This window comes from Bacillus canaveralius (assembly GCF_002860125.1).
GTDB lineage: Bacteria > Bacillota > Bacilli > Bacillales > Cytobacillaceae > Bacillus_BJ > Bacillus_BJ canaveralius.
Map to the genome: position 1 here is coordinate 63695 of NZ_PGVA01000054.1, position 16511 is coordinate 80205.

Consider the following 16511-nt stretch of genomic DNA (forward strand, 5'->3'; position numbering starts at 1 on the left):
GCAGCTATATCTTCAACTATTGCGCCTGATTGTTGAAGAAGCTAATCTTATATTGCAGGTCATATTCGTACTAAGCATTTATCATTCTCTATTCCTTCAAAAAAACTGTGTTAGAATTTAATAAAAAACACTAAGGGAGAGTCGAAATGGAAATTTTGGAAAAATATATTAAAGCAACAAATACACACAGCTTTGACGAAGTTAGAAAATTGTTGCATCCTAATGCTATGTTCTTCTTTAGCGATAAAAGTTGTATAACTCACGAAGAAATTCAAACATACTTTGAAACCGCTTGGTCACTAGTAAAAAACGAAAATTATGAAGCTCATAATGTTATATGGCTTTTTAAAGAAAACACCTCAGCAACTTGTACTTATACATATTTCTATGAAGGTTATGTCAATGGTGAATATACGAGTGGCCGAGGAAGAGCTACTAATGTGTTTGTAAAAAAATCAGATAAATGGTTACTTATTCATGAGCATTTAAGCCCTTTACCCAAATAAATAAACCGTTACTTCCGTTTTATTCAAGTGCAATTCCCAGTCCCCATAAATCTCATTTTCCACCTTTTATATAGAATTATAATACCATCACTAACCTGCCCCGTTCGTGGAACAATAAGAAAAACCGGGCAAAAACCGCTCGGTCCTTTTTTGTTTAGCGAATATCGGATATATCTTGTATTCGATCCCTTGGATTCTTTGCAAGTGTACAAGAATTTTATTTCTTAATGGTCGCGCAATAAACGAAATCTTTATATCGGAAGAACGTGACTGGATCTGCTTGTTCAAGGCCAGGTTCCTCAGGATTAAAAATGCTTCCGCCAACGACCGAAATTTCAAGAAGACCGCATATCGGTTGACAACTATTATGGCAAACCATAAAATCTCCCTTAGCCGTAACACGATAAACGGCATTTGTTTCGTCTTTTCCAGTTCCGATGGCACCAGGAATATTCCTTTCAATTCTCGTACAAGTATGAGGTTTCAAAACATGCGCGCCTAAATTAATTTCTTTTTCAGGGATGTTTGCGAATACACGAGTTTGATTTGTCGTGCTTTTTTCAAGCACCGGCTGCAGACATACACCAAGTGTAACGCATGCTTTTAATTTCATATCAGTGGGATTTTTAAGAGTAATGATCACTCTGTCATTGTCCCGACCTACTTGTATTTCAGAATCAGCCTCTAAAGGTAAATGAAACGGACCGGTCGTTATTGCTACCAAATCATCGTCATGTTCACAACACTTGTACATCTCTTTTTTTCCCATTTTGTAGACTCCTTTGCATTTAGTAATTTTTTTTAAAAAACATTTATTCTTTGACCCCCATTCGGTTTCGGAGGGAGAACTTATGATACCGCTTGAGTATTCGAATCCCTTCTTCATATATTTCTTTTCCTTATATTAAATGCATATCAGTCACAAAATGAACGGGCGAATACAGTAGTTTAATGAACCATTTTCGTTTTATGGACATCCGTAAAAATTCAGCGGATAAGAGCCGTTCCCCACTTTTGATAGAATGAATAACCTGAATAAGATTTAAATCCACTGAATAGCTCGAAGGGATTTGGTCTGATACTTTTGGGGAACCGGGCAAGGAAAATTGGATGAAGGAGGAAACAGATGAGAATCGGAGTAAATCTCCTGAATCTTTCACAGGACAGATTTGGTGGAATCGAACAGTACGTGGAAAATTTAATTTGGCATTTAGTGAACATGGGGGAGGAATTGAAGTTATTCCTCTTTCTCACCCGGCCGAACAGAGATATTTTTCCTGATCATCTTACGAAACTCAAGAGAGTTATGTTTAGGGATTTAGGAAAACTCTCAAAAATTCATAAAACGATACACGATTGTCAATTAGACCTATGGTTTTCCCTTTGCATAGGTCACATCTTCCGAATATTCCGGTTCCATCTATAGTGACGATCCACGATGTGCTTCACATATCAATCTTCTCAAAGCGAGTTTCTCTTCGGGACAAATATAAAAAGTTTGATTTGTCTTGTTCTTACTGGTTTATACGTATAAAGGGAATATGGTTTATCAGTCTGTTTTAAAGCTCCTGAAAGATCACTCGTTAGTAAAGCAAGTGCGGATATTGGGATATATCCCGCAGAAGAAATGCCATATCTTTATTTAAATTCCAGCTTTTAGTTTCCCCTTCCCTTTATGATGGTTTCGGCATCCCCTTAGTGGAAGCGATGAAAATACAAAGTCCAATTGTTTGCTCCGACAGGGGAAGTATTCTGAGTCGGGGCGGATGCTGCTCCGCAGTTTGATCCCGATAACCCTGAAGATATAGCCTTGAAAATGCTACAGCTATTGAATCCACAGACAAGGACAGATTTAATCGAAAAAGGCAAAGAACGGGCAAAAGCATTCTCTTGGAAAAAGAGCGCCCAGGAAACGTTAATTGTTTTTCGCAGCGTTTTTGCCGGAATAGACCTTAGGAGAGTAAGATGATGAAAAAAATACTTGTCCTTAATCATTTTCCCACCGTTTATCCCCCAACAAGCGGAGGTACCTTAAGATATTTCCATATTTACAATGAACTTAGTCAGTATTATGACATTACTCTCTTATCCCAAACTCACGGACGTAAAGGGGGGCTTTTTCAATTTTCTTCCACATTCAGGGAATATAAAGTAGAAAAAGACCCCCGGCACCAACAGATTATGCAAGTTCTGCAAAATGGCGAAGCCACTTATGAATTTTCATTGATCATAAATGTTGAACTCTCAAATCACCTCACCTTATACAAAAAATATTTTGATGACTTATATAGAACAAGCGATATTATTATTCATGAATCTCCTTATATGCTTGGGTATGATCAGAATTTAGGTTTGGATGATAAACCCAGAATTTATAACAGTCAAAATCACGAATACGCATTGGCGCATCAAATTTGGGAAAACCAAAAGGCAAGAAAATATCTTCCGTCGATTTATGAATTGGAGAAGAAATTAACGGAAGATGCTGATTTAGTATTTGCGACATCTGAAATAGAAAAAGATAACTTTGTTTCCATGTATAACTTGGATCCTAAAAAAGTAAAGGTAGCGCCAAATGGAATTCATCCAGACGAATGGCTTCAAAATAAAAAGAAATCGAATATAAATCCAAAGGCTTTCTTCATTGGAGCGGAATATCCTCCCAACATCGAAGCGGTTGGTTATATCATTCACCATCTCGCTGATAAATGTCCGGATATAGAATTTATGATTGCAGGTGGATGCTGTAACCCTTTTTCAAAGCTAAAAAAATCGAACGTTCATTTATTTGGCCGAGTTCATCATAAACAAAAATTAAAACTTTTCGCCGATGTCGATATAGCGATCAACCCCATGTTTACTGGAGCAGGTGTTAATCTGAAAACTCTTGAATTTTTATCGGCCGGAATTCCTTTGTTCTCTACTCACTGTGGTGCCAGAGGGTTAAATCTTATCGAAGAACAACACTACATCCATGCTGAAAAAGAAGATTTCGCAGAGAAGATCAATCAGTTTTGCCATGATAAAAAATATTTACAAGAAATTTCTTCAAGTGGACAAAAATACATTAATGACAATTATTCATGGGGTAATATAGCTAAAAGCATACAGGAGGAATTAGAGGAAATTATACCTTTTTAACTAATTACCTTATCTACAGTTTGTTTCAATGAGACTCCCGCTGTATCCCATGTAAGTGTAAGCATATCCTTTCTGCCACGCTCTCCTTTCTGTTTACAATAATTGTTAAGCAAACTCCTAATCTTGGACAAATGGTTTATAGTCGTCCGTCTTGCATACGATAGAAGATTTTTTCAAAAGGATTCCATTATTAGTGTCCCAGGTATGATGACCCGCTTTCGATGTTCTCAAGCAAACATAATTATTTTTATCTGTGGAATAAACTTTAAATTTGTTTTTAATACACTCTCTTATAAAAAAGGTATCTTCACCTAGATTTAATTTCGGAAACAATACTTTTTTACTAATCTCTTTTTTAAATATCAGTGTAGCTCCCTTTAATCCTTGTTTTACGAATTTATTTTCTTTACCTGGCTTGTGAATCGCAAGTATTTGCTCAGCTTCAAAGTACATGTAGATTGTTCTTTTGCCTACTAGATCTGCATTCGTTTTGTTAATAGCTTCCATCGATTTGGCAAGATAATTGGGTGCATAGTAATCATCATCATCAAATTTTGAAATAAAATCATACCTTGCTTTTTCGATGCCAAAATTCAGGCATTCACCCAAAGTCCACTTTTCCTGTAATTGATAAACGGATACGTCTTGTGAAAACTTTGCTCTTATTTTCCACTTACCTATATCTATATCATCCCGGTTTAGAATAATAATCAGCTCTTTTCCCTTCCAAACTTGATTTTCGTAGTTTTGAAACACATTTTCCATAAAGTGCTGTCTTATCGTACAACAAATGATTGAGACCATTGCAATTCCTCCTTATTTACACCCTCTAATCGCATTTTCCCATGAAAAGGTCAGTCAAAGGATATCCTTCTCTTCAATTCTGGCCCCCAGCTGTACCTTGATTTATCTGAGAGCAGTAAGGACTTTAACTCCGTGTTTGGGCGCCAAGAGGAATTTGAAGGATATCACCCAGCTTTGATCGAAAAAAGCTGATCGTTTAAAATAAACTCTCCCTATCTAAAATCACGATCCAGATCTCTTGTCTGCAATAATGCTGATGGTAACTTATATTTTTACCTGTAACATGTTAATCATTTTTGTTCCAGTTTCTATACCTTCATCCGTCATGGAACGATCTAAAACTCTATAGGCTTCCCCATCACTTTTCTTCGCACATCGGTTGATCTTTTGTTATCATCTGCTTGATTTTTTGCGCATTTTTTTATCTGCGACAAGAATTCCATCCGTCCCGCTGCGATCATAACCATTTCTGATTATGTCCGTCTGACCTTGAAAGACAATGATATGAGTAGATGGAAGAAGACCTATACAATCTAATTGTCTGCAACTCTCTTTATCATGGATCATACTTTCCATCGACCGTTTTGAAAATTTTCAGAAATTGCTTTGATCTCAGTGATTTGATAAAGGCCAGACTTTTTCCTGCCTCCGGATAATTAAAGGCTTCATGATTTCAAATCCATATTTAGTAAATCAAAAATACAAACCAGCTTGGCGTTTATCCATATACACAGTTTATTTATTTTCAATTTCGTTTATCCGTTCTTCAGCAATCTTTTTTCCTTTTCTGCCCCGCCTTCCAGCAAAACAACGCGACTTCAACGACGTCTCAACTGCAGATCATTCACTTGGGATTATTTTTCGTCTTAAGCATGGTGCCTCCACAGAAAGGACATTCAACCTTAACTTTCTTCGTGTTTCTTTTTGTCTAACTGAAAATCGGATACGACAAAATCAGAAACATGGTCTTCTTTCCGATAATTCTTACATTTAAATAAAATCGTTTTTATTCTTTTAATTTATCGGAAAAAGAGAATATGGGATTAACATTAGATATCCCCTTTTCTCATCATTTATGAGAGGTATTATGTCTTAAACTAACGCACCCGTTTAAGTACAATCCTTCACAATCTGCATTTTAATTCTTAAAAAACAAATATTCCTAGTTAAAGTATCTTCCGAAAGAGTTATCCTCCTTCTTGCTCACTAAATTGAAGGAGGTTTTTCATAGGTGATGACTATAGATTCCTCTCTAACAAAATCCCCACTTGTTCTGCCATCACATGAGGCGGATAAGGCATTCCATTCGTGATCCACCATTCTACTATCCCTACGTAAGACGTCACAATAAATTGAAGAATAACATCTTCATTTAATCCGTGATTCTTTCCTTCTGTTACGTCTACTTCATCCTTGAATTCTTCGATGAGAAATTCAACAAACTGGTTGCGAAAAGAAGGGGCTCCTTTACTCGCTAGTATCGTCGAAAAGAATAAATAATTATTTTCAAGGTATTCGAACCAAGGCACATTCGCACTTCTAAAATCCTCATCAGATGCCGATTCGCAGATTTCCCGCAGTTCGTAAATATGTTCTTCAATGAGTTTATCCAGTAGATCAAATTTATCCAAATAATGCAGATAGATGGTTCCTCGGCTGACATTTGCCGTATCGGAAATATCCTGTATCGTAATGTCATCAAGACTTTTTTGAGTCATCAGTTGTATAAAAGCGTTTTTTATCGCTTCTTGAGATTTGAGTATTCTTCTATCCACTTTAGACATTGTAAGGGCTCACCAAGCTTTCTGAAATAATTAACAATTTTGAATGATTTGTTTATTAATGAACAAATTGTGTTCATTTAACAATTGTAAGCATCCTGTTTCTGTTTATAATTATAAACAGATGTTCATTAATATATCAATGTTTATTATTTATGGATTCTGTTTAGCTAAAACAAAAAAGGAGGAATATAAAATGTCGTCAAATTCAAAAGAACTTACTGCCGCACAGAAAACGATCGGAGACTTTGCACCCAAAATTGTAGAATTAACTGATGATATTTTATTTGGAGATGTATGGGAGCGTAAGGAGCTTTCTCCACGCGACCGCAGTTTAATTACCATTTCTAACTTGATAACGAGTGGAAATACAGAACAACTGGGATTTCACTTAAATAAAGCAAAAGAAAACGGTCTTTCAGAAGAAGAACTGATTGAAGTAATCACCCATCTTGCTTTTTATGCTGGCTGGCCGAAGGCGATGTCAGCCATAATGGTGGCCAAAGAATTATTTAAAAATGAAGAGTAGAAGATTCACTGTTTAATAATTGAAATAGTATTCATAAATGGAGGAATATATATGTCTAATATTCAAGATAAAGTTGTTTTGATCACAGGTGCTTCCAGCGGTATTGGAGAAGCTGCAGCAAGAGAATTAGCTTCTAGAGGAGCTAAATTAGTACTGGCAGCTCGTCGTGAAGATCGTTTAAAAGAGCTACAAGAAGAGATCGAGAAAAATGGTGGAAAAGCTATCTATAAAGTAACAAATGTGATTTCGCATGAACAAATGGAAGACCTAGCTGAGTATGCTCTTAAAGAGTTTGGAAAAATCGATGTATTAATCAATAATGCCGGAGTAATGCCACAATCATTCCTTTATAAGAAAAAAGTAGAAGAATGGAATACTATGATTGATGTTAATATTAAAGGCGTACTATATGGTATTGCAGCTGTCCTTCCATCCATGAGAGAACATAAATCAGGTCATATTATTAATATTTCCTCCGTAGCAGGACACGCCGTCGGAATAGGTAGTTCGGTTTATAGTGCTACAAAATTTGCTGTACGTGCGATTACTGAAGGTCTGCGTCAAGAAGAGGCAGCGGCTGGCAGCAATATTCGTACCACAATCATATCACCAGGAGCAGTTAGTACTGAGTTAACCGAAACAATTACAGATTTAGATCTAAAACCTGGAATTGAAGAAATTTATGAAGGTGCGATCGATTCTGCGAGTATTGCTCGTTCAATCGCATTTGCAATTGAACAACCTGCTGATGTAGCAATTAATGAGATGATTATTCGTCCTACGCGCCAAGCGTGGTAAACTTTGCGCTTATTGTAATTAGTTTGCACCCATTTAATTATTTATTTTTCAATGGAAGAACTATAGGAGTAGAAGAAGAGTGATTGAAAAACAGTTTGAAATCATTACGACTACCGGATTTGCTCGTCCAGCAACCCTGTTAGTAAGTGTTGCTTGTATGTTTACATCTAAGATAGTTCTTGAATATCAGGGGAAATCTGTTGACCTAAAAAACTCACCCAAGTCCATAATGGATGTTATGTCATTAGAAATTAGACCTGGCGCCGAATTTAATATAAGGGCTGAAGGAATTGACGAGAATCAGGCTTTACAATCGGTAGAAGATCATTTGAGTAAAATGAAACTAATTAAGGAATGAGGGAGGAATCCCTCCCTTTTTTGCTACATAATATAAAAATACAGACATATAAATATACACAATGGCTAAATATATTACTCTATTGAAAAGTGAGGACCAATCAAATGGAATATATGAAACTTGGCAATACTGGCTTGGACGTATCCCGGCTTTGTCTTGGCTGTATGAGCTTTGGTGTAGCAGAGCGGTGGGTTCATCCATGGGTACTTGATGAGGAGCGCAGTCGTCCTATTATTAAAAAAGCCCTTGAATTAGGTATCAATTTTTTTGATACGGCGAATGTGTATTCTGACGGAACAAGCGAGGAAATTGTAGGACGGGCTCTAAAGGATTATGCAAATCGCAATGAAATTGTCATCGCGACGAAGGTTTATTTCCCCATGCATGAAGGCCCAAATGGTGCCGGGCTTTCCCGAAAGGCAATAATGAGTGAAATAGATAACAGCCTTAGGAGACTGGGAACAGATTATGTGGATCTATACCAAATCCACCGCTGGGATTATAGTACACCGATCGAAGAAACGATGGAAGCATTACATGATGTTGTGAAGGCGGGGAAAGCGAGGTATATTGGCGCTTCTGCCATGTACGCATGGCAGTTTCTGAAGGCATTACATGTAGCTGAGAAAAATGGATGGACCCGGTTTGTATCGATGCAGAATCATTTGAACCTCTTATACCGTGAGGAGGAGAGGGAGATGCTGCCGCTTTGTAAGGAAGAAAAAATCGGTGTAATTCCGTATAGCCCGCTCGCAAAAGGAAGACTGACGCGTGATTGGGAGGAAACGACGCATCGTGCCGAAACCGATGAAGTTGCGAAATCCCAATATGATGCGACTGCAGATACCGATCGATTGGTGGTGGAGCGGGTTGCGGCAATCGCAGAAAAACGCGGCGTGCCCCGCGTTCAAATCGCACTTGCCTGGGTGCTGCAAAAAGAGCCTATTACTTCTCCTATCATTGGTGCTACGAAACTGTCTCATCTTGAAGATGCGGCAGCTGCTCTTTCGATTACGTTAACATCTGAAGAAATTGCTTTCCTGGAAGAGCCGTACGTACCTCACCCAATAATCGGTTTTAAGTAATTTGTGGTGCGATGACAGCTTATTGTTTTAAAATTATAACAGAAGAAAAGCCGATTTTTCCAAGTAGGAAGATCGGCTTTTTCTATTACTTTGTGAAGTATTGGTACTTGAACAAACCTGGCCGTTCGTATTATAAGGTCACCAGATATTTCTGGTTGACCATTTTTTACATGGTCTTATTATAACGGTAGCCGGGGTAAAACGTAACTGCCCGTGGGGCTAGACCCCGTCAGCTAAACTGCTTGCCCCCTGCTTGTAGAAACAGATTGAGTTTAAGTGAAATCCTTCACCATTTTCATAGCACTATACTTTAGCATAAATCTCCAGTTGCATTGAAAACTTCCTCAACATTTTGGTCCCCAAATGGAAATAAGCGCTGATAACAGAATAGGATACTTTTTGAAATATATTGTTTACCATTATCCACCTCTTATTGTCTTATTCCATAGAACATAATAGAAATTTATCTTTTTAAATATAAAGAAAAAGTTTCCTGCCAATTAAAGCAGGAGACTTCTTAAAATACTATTATCATCATATAACCGTTCTGAACTCAAATAAATTAAACTTTTACTTTACGATAAGAACTGGACAATTTACTCTTTTAACTACTTTATGACTTACACTTCCCAATACCATTTCTTGTAATGAATTTAGACCACGGCTACCTATCACAACCAAATCACATTTTCCTTTGTTTGCATAATCAACAATTGTTGGCCCCGGTTCACCGTGCAATATCTTTACTTGGTAAGACAATGAATTGGATTTAAGCTGTTCTTCAACAGGTAAGAGCTTCTTTCGCCTTGAGAGATCAAGTTCTTCTCTTCCCTGAGAATGCAGAATATCACTCTTTGTTTTCGAAAAGTCCGCTACGAAAACCACTTCAATAAAGCATTCGTTACATAAAGAAGCAATTTTCACAGATTCTCTTGTCGCTCTAATTGAATGCACAGATCCATCCACAGCTAACAATATCTTTTTGTACATATTCCTCACTCCTATTTAAAATTAATGTCCGGACAGCTTTGCATTTGAATCGTTGTATATGGCTAACTTATCGACAAGTTTTTGGCTGGCTGAATCCAGATTTTTTATGGTCACCTCGTTTTTATTCTCACGATATTTAATCACCATTTTATCTATTGCTCCCACTGCTGAGTCATCCCAAATACGAGCATCAGAAAAATCAATGATGATATTTTCATTTTGTACAGAGAAATCAAATGCTTCTAAAAACCCTTCAACAGACGCAAAGAATATCTGGCCTTCCACATGAAAAACAGTACTTTCTTTCCCCTGCCTTTTAGTCGCCTTTGTCGTTGAAATCTTAGCTACGAAGAATATAGCACTTAAAATGACACCTGCGATAACTCCTTTGGATAAATCGTGAGTGGCAACTACAATAGCCACCGTTGCGAGCATAACTACAGCATCACTTTTAGGGGCTTTTCTTAAATAAGAAAATGAGGCCCAATCGAAGGTACCGATGGATACCATAATCATAATTCCTACAAGTACAGGCATCGGAATTTGTACAACTAAATCACCTAAAACAATAATTAAAAACATTAAAAAAAGACCGGCAACAAGAGTGGACAGCCTTCCTCGTCCTCCCGATTTCACATTAATCACCGACTGGCCAATCATCGCACAACCTGCCATACCACCAAAGAAACCAGTAACGATATTCGCAATTCCCTGTCCTCTTGACTCTTTGTTTTTGTTACTTTCTGTTCCGGTCATATCATCAACAATGGATGCAGTTAGTAAGGTCTCAAGCAAACCGACAATTGCTAAAGCTAACGAATAAGGAAAAATAATTTGTAATGTTTCGAAAGTAAATGGAACATCTGGGATGAAAAATGAAGGTAAAGATTGTGTGATTGCTCCCAAGTCTCCAACAGTTCGCAACTCAACATTAGAAAAAATTGCCACAGCAGTTAATGCAACAATAGCGATTAACGGGGCTGGTATTGTCTTAATAAACCTCGGCAAAACATAGACAATCACTAATGTTATAGCTACAAAAAAATATGTCAGAGTAGAAATACCAATAAAATGAGGAACCTGAGCCATAAAAATCAATATTGCCAAGGCGTTCACAAAGCCGATCATCACGGCACGCGGGATAAATTTCATCACCCTTGCTACTTTAAACACACCAAAAATCACTTGGATTACACCCGTCAAAATGGTGGCTGCTAATAAATAATTCAGCCCATATTCCCTAACCAAAGGTACCATTAGTAATGCCATAGCACCGGTGGCAGCTGAAATCATTCCCGGCCTTCCACCAACAATTGAAATAATGACTGCAATACAAAAAGAAGCATATAATCCAACCATAGGATCCACACCTGCTATAATGGAAAAGGCAATAGCCTCTGGAATTAACGCTAATGCAACTACAATACCAGCAAGGACATCTGCCCTCACATTGAAAAACCATTCTTTCATTATCTTTTCTACCATTATGTTTACACCTCAGTTTATTATCTTTTGACTTTTAACTCTCATAAAAGTCGGGTTCGATAGCCAATAAAATGAGTTTACCATTATCCATCCCAAAAATGAACCTTTTTGGTCCTTTTTTTAGATTTAATCTTTATGGTATGATAAGGAAAAGCACGAACAGTTAGGAGAATATATAATGTTAATTGGTTATATGAGACCCAATCTGCAAGACCTTAACTGTGAAATTCAATTAAGCAACTTAACAAAAATGAATTGTGAAGTAATCATTGCAGAGGAACATTCCTCTCCAAAACAACGTACACAACTTAAAAATATAGTTAGTCATCTGAAGAATAATGACAAAGTAGTTGTAACAAAACTTTTTACATTGGCTGATTCAACGCGACATCTAGTTGAGTTATTAGAAGAAATTGATTCCAAAGGTGCCTATATTCTTTGTCTTACCGAAGGTATTGATACTAGTAACAAATCTGGATATGCTTTCAATGATATTGTGAAACACCTTGTTGAATTTCAAAGTGATGTGATAAGCGAAAAAACAAAAAAAGGGTTATCGGAAGCAAAAGAAAATGGTGTAATTGCAGGTAGACCGAGAAAACCCGATAAAAATGTACAACGCGCAATTGAAATGTATCAAAGTAAAAACTATAGCCTGACACAAATAAAAGAAGAGACGGGAATTAGTAAATCTACCTTATATCGATATTTGGAAAATTAGGTAAAAGGAAGCTCTCTTTAAAAAAAACAAAAAAACCGATCATGATAAGAAACTTGATATTATCCCCTTTAAGTAGACATTCAAAAAAACCTTCATGGTACCATGGAGGAAAGAATGTGACTTGGAGGGGATTTTTCTATGGCGAAAAGAGGACAGACATTTAACAGCTATGCAGATGAGTTCAAACTCAATGCCGGCATGAAATACGTGAATGGTTCCAAGAGTTATCAGGTATTGGCGGATGAGTGGGGAATCCGGAATTGTAGCCAGCTCAAGGTGTAGGTCAGAAAATGGAAAAATGGGGAGCCGTTTGATGATCGAAAAGGGGTGTCCAATCCTCTTAAAGGCCGGCCACGGACTAAATTCAAATCAGTGGAAGAGGAAAGAGATTATTTGAAAGCGCTGGTCGAATACTTAAAAAAGCAGTATCCAAATCTGGTAAAGGAGGAGAAGACATCCCCCAATGGCTCAAATATGAGCTAATCGAGGAATTAAGGGGTGACTTCCCAGTCACCTGGCTAATGGAAATCGCTCACATAAAACGTCAAAGCTATTACAAATGGAGGAAAACCAAACCAAAACGAGAAAACAAAGCAAGGCAGGAACAGGATATACGGGAGCACATCATGGGGATCCATTTCCTCCATCCCGAATTTGGGCGACCACGAATAACGGATGAGTTAAATGAAAGTGACTTTTTGAATAATCATAAAAAGGTTTATCGATTTATGAAGGAAATGGACATCCAGTCAGTAATCCGAAAGAAAAGGAAACGCCATGGACATACTCCTTCCGTAAGCTATCCAAATCGCCTTAAGAGGAAATTCAGTGCTGCGGGGCCTAATCAGAAGTTGGCAACGGATATCACCTATGTTTCGGATGGCAAGGTATTTTATTATTTATCAGTCATCCAGGACCTCTTTAATAATGAAATTGTGGCATGGGAGCTATCTAGGAGAAACGACCTTGAGCTAGTGTTGAAAAAAGTAGACAAATGGACAAAGAAAAAAGACGTAGCTGGAGCCGTTCTCCATTCGGATCAGGGCTTCCACTTCCAGTATACGTCTAAGCTATACAACAACCGATTAGAGGCTTACGGCATCAAGGGCAGGCACTCTCGCAAAGGAAACTGCCTGGACAATGCCTACGTAGAATCATTCTTCTCCCACCTCAAAACAGAGAAGTTGTATATGGAACAGTGTAATTCAGAGGAAGAGCTAAGGCAAGCAATCGAAGATTATCTCTATCATTACAATTACAAACGTAAACAAAAGAAACTAAAGAAACGCGCGCCGATTGAATATTAAAGCAGCTATACTTTAGGCGGCTTTTTCTTGTTCAACTAAAGGGCGCGGTGGATACATACTGAAAATCAGGCACAAGCCTGCTTTCTTGATTGCCTAACTAAAGAAGCATCAATATTTTGCAGTTGACTTTGCCCTTAGGGTAAGGTGTTTACTAGAAGTGAACAAAGTGTCGATATTTAAAGCATTTAGTCCGTATAAAACTATGAAGAATGGAGGTGACCTCTTGCTATCGATTGGAGAATTCTCAAAGATATGCGGAGTGTCTACAAAAACGCTTCGATATTATGATGAAATTGGATTAATTAATCCTGATGAGATTAATCCTGAAACCGGTTATAGGTATTATTCCATCAGGCAACTAAAAAAGATGCTCTTTATCAACCGTTTGAAATCTTATCATTTTTCTCTGGAAGAAATCAAAGCGATTCTGGAATTGGAAGATGATCAATCATCAGAGAAGCTTTGTTCTGCCCTTAATCGCAAGATAAGGGAAATACAGGAAAAGCTAAATGCTTTTGAATATAGCCTAAAACAAATGAGTAATGATATTTTAAATTTGGAGAAGGGCATACCAATTATGTCATACCTTGACAATATAGAAGTACAACTTGTTGAAACCCAGCCAATGAATATTCTTTATATGCGTCAGATGATGAGTAGTGATGACTATGTTGCAGGATATGAAAAGTATTTTAGCAGGCTATATGAAAAGATTGCTACTGAAGAACTCACCTTGCTTGGTACGCCAATGACTATTTATCACAGCCCTGAATACAATCCTGCCGGCAATGATACAGAGTTTGCCATCCCGATAGAGGAGACTGTAAAGGAAACGAGAGATTTGCCTGGAGGCCTTTGTGCGAAGTCTGTTTTAAAGGGTTCATATTCAGAATTGACATCGGTATATGCCAAGCTGAGGGAATGGGTAGAAAATGAAGGATATGAGTTGGTGAAATCACCATATGAAGTATATGTAACCGACCCCAATCAAGCCACCGTTCCTGAGGATATTGTTACCGAGGTGTATTTTCCTGTAGAGAAAAAATAGTAGCAAGACCTGACATTTTCCTTAACGCTCGCTAAACAAAACAAAAAAGTGAGGTATCTGTAATGCAAAGAAACTACTGGCCAACTACAGAATGGCAAGCCGTAGACCGGGCAACCTTGAGAATGGACTCTGAAAAGCTGTCAGAGCTTGAACCTATGATAAAATCCGAGTACAGCAATATAAACGGCATTGTTGTTGTCAGAAATGGATATATTGCTTATGAAAGATATTATAATGGTTATAGCCCGGATGATACGCACCATGTGGCATCTGTAACGAAAAGTATAATATCTGCCCTCATTGGTATTGCCATAGATGCAAGATATATTAAAAATGTAGACCAGAAGGTGCTGGATTTTTTCCCCGAATATGTTCCCGATGCTGCTGATAGGCAGAAACGAGAAATCACCATACGCCATCTTCTCACTATGACGGTTCCCTATCCATTTGAGGACTGGCACGAACCGCTGGACAAGATGTGTATACAACCTGACTGGGTAAAGTATACTCTGGATATGCTTGGCCAAAAAGGAAGTATTGGAGCTTTTAAGTATTCCGCCGCAGGGGCGCACCTGCTTTAAACCATCATCACTCGCAGCACAGGAAAAAGTGCCCGTGAGTTTGCCAACGAACGCTTATTTAAACCCATCGGCATGAAAGAAATCCCGGATTATGAAATGAAATCATTTGGGTTTGAGGATTTATTCAGAAAAAATGTTAAAGGATGGGTTAAAGACCCAAACAGTAACTCCACAGGAGGATGGGGACTTACGCTAATTCCCCGTGATATGGCACGTTTTGGTTATCTATATCTGAACCGTGGTATTTGGGACAATAATCAGATTATTTCCAAGACATGGATTGACGAATCAACAGCGATGAACCCCAATAAATACGGTTATCTATGGTGGTTGCGTGAAGAGGACGGAGTTTTTGCATACTTAGCACTAGGCGATGGCGGTAATGTCATTTGTTGCATTCCAGAAAAAGACCTAGTCGTAGCAATTGCATCAGAATTCATCATGAATCCTCGTGATAGGTGGAAACTGATTAAGGAACGTATTATCCCGGCTATAATAGACTAAACTTATTACCACCAAGTCTGGCGAATTCAAACCGATTCCCATACCTCTACCATCCTTAAGATTCGTATCAACAGAGCTAGTGCTACTACGCTTTGTCAAAGTGATTCACCTCCTAAAATATCTGAAAAATAAAAAAATGACCTCTTGAAGACATAATATCTCAAGAGGTCATTCTTACCAAATTTTTTTATAAATTATCGAACTTTTATAATTTATCAAACTTTATTTTAAGTCCACAACACATGTCTTCGGACAACTTAGTCATGAACTAAAAATACTTAGAACACCAATAAACAAATTTTCAAATAATTCCTTTTAACAACTTAGTCGTGAACTAACCTTTCACGATGGTGAACTTTTCAAGACAACTCAGTCGTGACTAAATGAATGTAAGGTATTATTTATCTTATCAAAAAAAAGTTCATGTTTTTTGATATACTGTGCGGTCTAAGAGAAGAAGTTTGGCTTTAGATGATACTTTATATAAACTTAAACCTTTATTATAGACCAAGTCGATCATTGTTGAAGAAGGAAAGTAGGTATAAATGGAGGGTTTTTGAAATGAGGATAAAGAGAAAAAGATTTTTTGTAGCGTTCTTTACCATTTTATCGTTTCTTGTAGTAGCTATTATTTTAAACTATAAATCGCTTGAATACGCCAAAAATGCTTGTATTGATAACAATAAGACACCAAAAATCGAGCAAGGTTTTTTAGCATTCAATTGGTCTGTTTCTTGTGAATAACACTTATTTTCTTGTTTCGTTAACGGGTTGCTTGAGTTGAAGATCCAGCTGTCATCTCCAGGCAGCTTTTCTTATTGAACTCCCTCAGTTTAATCCGATTTTCTCCCGAATACTCGCTTATTCGCAGGA

The 16511-nt window shown here is 37.5% G+C and carries 18 protein-coding genes and 1 pseudogene; 14 read left to right on the top strand and 5 right to left on the bottom strand.

The annotated features are described in order from the left end of the window. The first annotated feature begins 146 nt into the window (after window positions 1-146). The gene (locus CU635_RS18675) at window positions 147-506 is read left to right on the top strand and encodes a YybH family protein (protein ID WP_101578889.1); all 360 of its coding nucleotides are present in this window, start codon (window positions 147-149) and stop codon (window positions 504-506) included. 217 nt (window positions 507-723) lie between these two features. On the opposite strand, the gene CU635_RS18680 is transcribed toward CU635_RS18675, so the two are convergent. Continuing rightward, window positions 724-1275 (bottom strand): hypothetical protein, encoded by a 552-nt coding sequence (locus tag CU635_RS18680; RefSeq protein ID WP_101578890.1) that lies wholly within the window; start codon window positions 1273-1275, stop codon window positions 724-726. A gap of 863 nt (window positions 1276-2138) precedes the next feature. Between CU635_RS18680 and CU635_RS24435 the strand changes: the two genes are divergently transcribed. From CU635_RS24435 to CU635_RS18695, 3 genes are read left to right on the top strand one after another with little or no spacing between them, the layout of a single operon-like run. Further along, window positions 2139-2291: a glycosyltransferase gene (locus CU635_RS24435; RefSeq protein ID WP_425427550.1), complete on the top strand. Its 153-nt coding sequence runs from the start codon at window positions 2139-2141 to the stop codon at window positions 2289-2291. Window positions 2292-2316: 25 nt separating this feature from the next. Further along, entirely contained in the window at window positions 2317-2475 is a 159-nt protein-coding gene (locus CU635_RS23125; protein WP_142382825.1) for a glycosyltransferase family 4 protein, read from the top strand. After that, window positions 2472-3647: a glycosyltransferase family 4 protein gene (locus tag CU635_RS18695; protein ID WP_101578893.1), complete on the top strand. Its 1176-nt coding sequence runs from the start codon at window positions 2472-2474 to the stop codon at window positions 3645-3647. Before CU635_RS23125 ends, CU635_RS18695 begins: the two co-directional genes overlap by 4 nt. 117 nt (window positions 3648-3764) lie before the next feature. Here CU635_RS18695 and CU635_RS18700 read toward each other — a convergent pair whose 3' ends face one another. Both CU635_RS18700 and CU635_RS18705 read right to left on the bottom strand, forming a co-directional pair. Then, window positions 3765-4451: a glycosyltransferase family 2 protein gene (locus CU635_RS18700; RefSeq protein WP_101578894.1), complete on the bottom strand. Its 687-nt coding sequence runs from the start codon at window positions 4449-4451 to the stop codon at window positions 3765-3767. Between the two features lie 1238 nt (window positions 4452-5689). Further along, window positions 5690-6235, bottom strand: a complete 546-nt coding sequence (locus tag CU635_RS18705; protein WP_101578895.1) for a TetR/AcrR family transcriptional regulator — start codon at window positions 6233-6235, stop codon at window positions 5690-5692. A gap of 193 nt (window positions 6236-6428) precedes the next feature. Between CU635_RS18705 and CU635_RS18710 the strand changes: the two genes are divergently transcribed. The 4 genes from CU635_RS18710 to CU635_RS18725 all read left to right on the top strand — a co-directional run bounded on the left by CU635_RS18710 (window position 6429) and on the right by CU635_RS18725 (window position 9002). Further along, window positions 6429-6761 (top strand): carboxymuconolactone decarboxylase family protein, encoded by a 333-nt coding sequence (locus tag CU635_RS18710; protein ID WP_101578896.1) that lies wholly within the window; start codon window positions 6429-6431, stop codon window positions 6759-6761. A gap of 51 nt (window positions 6762-6812) precedes the next feature. Further along, on the top strand, window positions 6813-7559 hold the full coding sequence (locus CU635_RS18715; protein WP_101578897.1) for an SDR family oxidoreductase: 747 nt from the start codon (window positions 6813-6815) through the stop codon (window positions 7557-7559). 79 nt (window positions 7560-7638) lie between these two features. After that, a complete protein-coding gene (locus CU635_RS18720) occupies window positions 7639-7917 on the top strand; it encodes an HPr family phosphocarrier protein (RefSeq protein WP_101578898.1) in 279 nt (92 codons plus the stop codon). Between the two features lie 104 nt (window positions 7918-8021). After that, on the top strand, window positions 8022-9002 hold the full coding sequence (locus CU635_RS18725) for an aldo/keto reductase (protein ID WP_101578899.1): 981 nt from the start codon (window positions 8022-8024) through the stop codon (window positions 9000-9002). Between the two features lie 570 nt (window positions 9003-9572). On the opposite strand, the gene CU635_RS18730 is transcribed toward CU635_RS18725, so the two are convergent. Further along, window positions 9573-9992 (bottom strand): universal stress protein, encoded by a 420-nt coding sequence (locus CU635_RS18730; RefSeq protein WP_101578900.1) that lies wholly within the window; start codon window positions 9990-9992, stop codon window positions 9573-9575. 21 nt (window positions 9993-10013) lie between these two features. Next, window positions 10014-11477, bottom strand: a complete 1464-nt coding sequence (locus CU635_RS18735) for a SulP family inorganic anion transporter (protein WP_101578901.1) — start codon at window positions 11475-11477, stop codon at window positions 10014-10016. Window positions 11478-11655: 178 nt separating this feature from the next. Between CU635_RS18735 and CU635_RS18740 the strand changes: the two genes are divergently transcribed. From CU635_RS18740 to CU635_RS18765, 6 genes and pseudogenes are all read left to right on the top strand, one after another. Then, window positions 11656-12198, top strand: coding sequence for a recombinase family protein (locus CU635_RS18740; RefSeq protein ID WP_101578902.1), 543 nt, complete (start codon window positions 11656-11658; stop codon window positions 12196-12198). A gap of 138 nt (window positions 12199-12336) precedes the next feature. Beyond that, complete coding sequence (locus tag CU635_RS23950; RefSeq protein WP_245917529.1) at window positions 12337-12480, top strand: hypothetical protein; 144 nt, start codon at window positions 12337-12339, stop codon at window positions 12478-12480. A gap of 173 nt (window positions 12481-12653) precedes the next feature. Next, window positions 12654-13505: an IS3 family transposase gene (locus CU635_RS18750; RefSeq protein ID WP_245917531.1), complete on the top strand. Its 852-nt coding sequence runs from the start codon at window positions 12654-12656 to the stop codon at window positions 13503-13505. Between the two features lie 223 nt (window positions 13506-13728). Further along, window positions 13729-14553 carry a MerR family transcriptional regulator gene (locus CU635_RS18755; RefSeq protein WP_101578904.1) on the top strand — a complete coding sequence of 275 codons (825 nt, stop codon included), beginning with the start codon at window positions 13729-13731 and terminating at the stop codon, window positions 14551-14553. Window positions 14554-14615: 62 nt separating this feature from the next. Further along, window positions 14616-15638: pseudogene (locus CU635_RS18760) on the top strand (serine hydrolase domain-containing protein). Between the two features lie 561 nt (window positions 15639-16199). Continuing rightward, entirely contained in the window at window positions 16200-16382 is a 183-nt protein-coding gene (locus tag CU635_RS18765; protein WP_101578905.1) for a hypothetical protein, read from the top strand. Window positions 16383-16511 lie beyond the last annotated feature (129 nt).

What these genes read in the sequence shown, in the direction of transcription:
- CU635_RS18695 (WP_101578893.1), top strand. Translation starts at nt 2,472, where the DNA reads ATGATGAAAAAAATACTTGTCCTTAATCATTTTCCCACCGTTTATCCC.
- CU635_RS23950 (WP_245917529.1), top strand. Translation starts at nt 12,337, where the DNA reads ATGGCGAAAAGAGGACAGACATTTAACAGCTATGCAGATGAGTTCAAA.
- CU635_RS18735 (WP_101578901.1), bottom strand. Translation starts at nt 11,477, where the DNA reads ATGGTAGAAAAGATAATGAAAGAATGGTTTTTCAATGTGAGGGCAGAT.
- CU635_RS18680 (WP_101578890.1), bottom strand. Translation starts at nt 1,275, where the DNA reads ATGGGAAAAAAAGAGATGTACAAGTGTTGTGAACATGACGATGATTTG.
- CU635_RS18765 (WP_101578905.1), top strand. Translation starts at nt 16,200, where the DNA reads ATGAGGATAAAGAGAAAAAGATTTTTTGTAGCGTTCTTTACCATTTTA.
- CU635_RS18675 (WP_101578889.1), top strand. Translation starts at nt 147, where the DNA reads ATGGAAATTTTGGAAAAATATATTAAAGCAACAAATACACACAGCTTT.
- CU635_RS18740 (WP_101578902.1), top strand. Translation starts at nt 11,656, where the DNA reads ATGTTAATTGGTTATATGAGACCCAATCTGCAAGACCTTAACTGTGAA.
- CU635_RS18715 (WP_101578897.1), top strand. Translation starts at nt 6,813, where the DNA reads ATGTCTAATATTCAAGATAAAGTTGTTTTGATCACAGGTGCTTCCAGC.
- CU635_RS18705 (WP_101578895.1), bottom strand. Translation starts at nt 6,235, where the DNA reads ATGTCTAAAGTGGATAGAAGAATACTCAAATCTCAAGAAGCGATAAAA.
- CU635_RS18725 (WP_101578899.1), top strand. Translation starts at nt 8,022, where the DNA reads ATGGAATATATGAAACTTGGCAATACTGGCTTGGACGTATCCCGGCTT.
- CU635_RS18730 (WP_101578900.1), bottom strand. Translation starts at nt 9,992, where the DNA reads ATGTACAAAAAGATATTGTTAGCTGTGGATGGATCTGTGCATTCAATT.
- CU635_RS18700 (WP_101578894.1), bottom strand. Translation starts at nt 4,451, where the DNA reads ATGGTCTCAATCATTTGTTGTACGATAAGACAGCACTTTATGGAAAAT.
- CU635_RS18710 (WP_101578896.1), top strand. Translation starts at nt 6,429, where the DNA reads ATGTCGTCAAATTCAAAAGAACTTACTGCCGCACAGAAAACGATCGGA.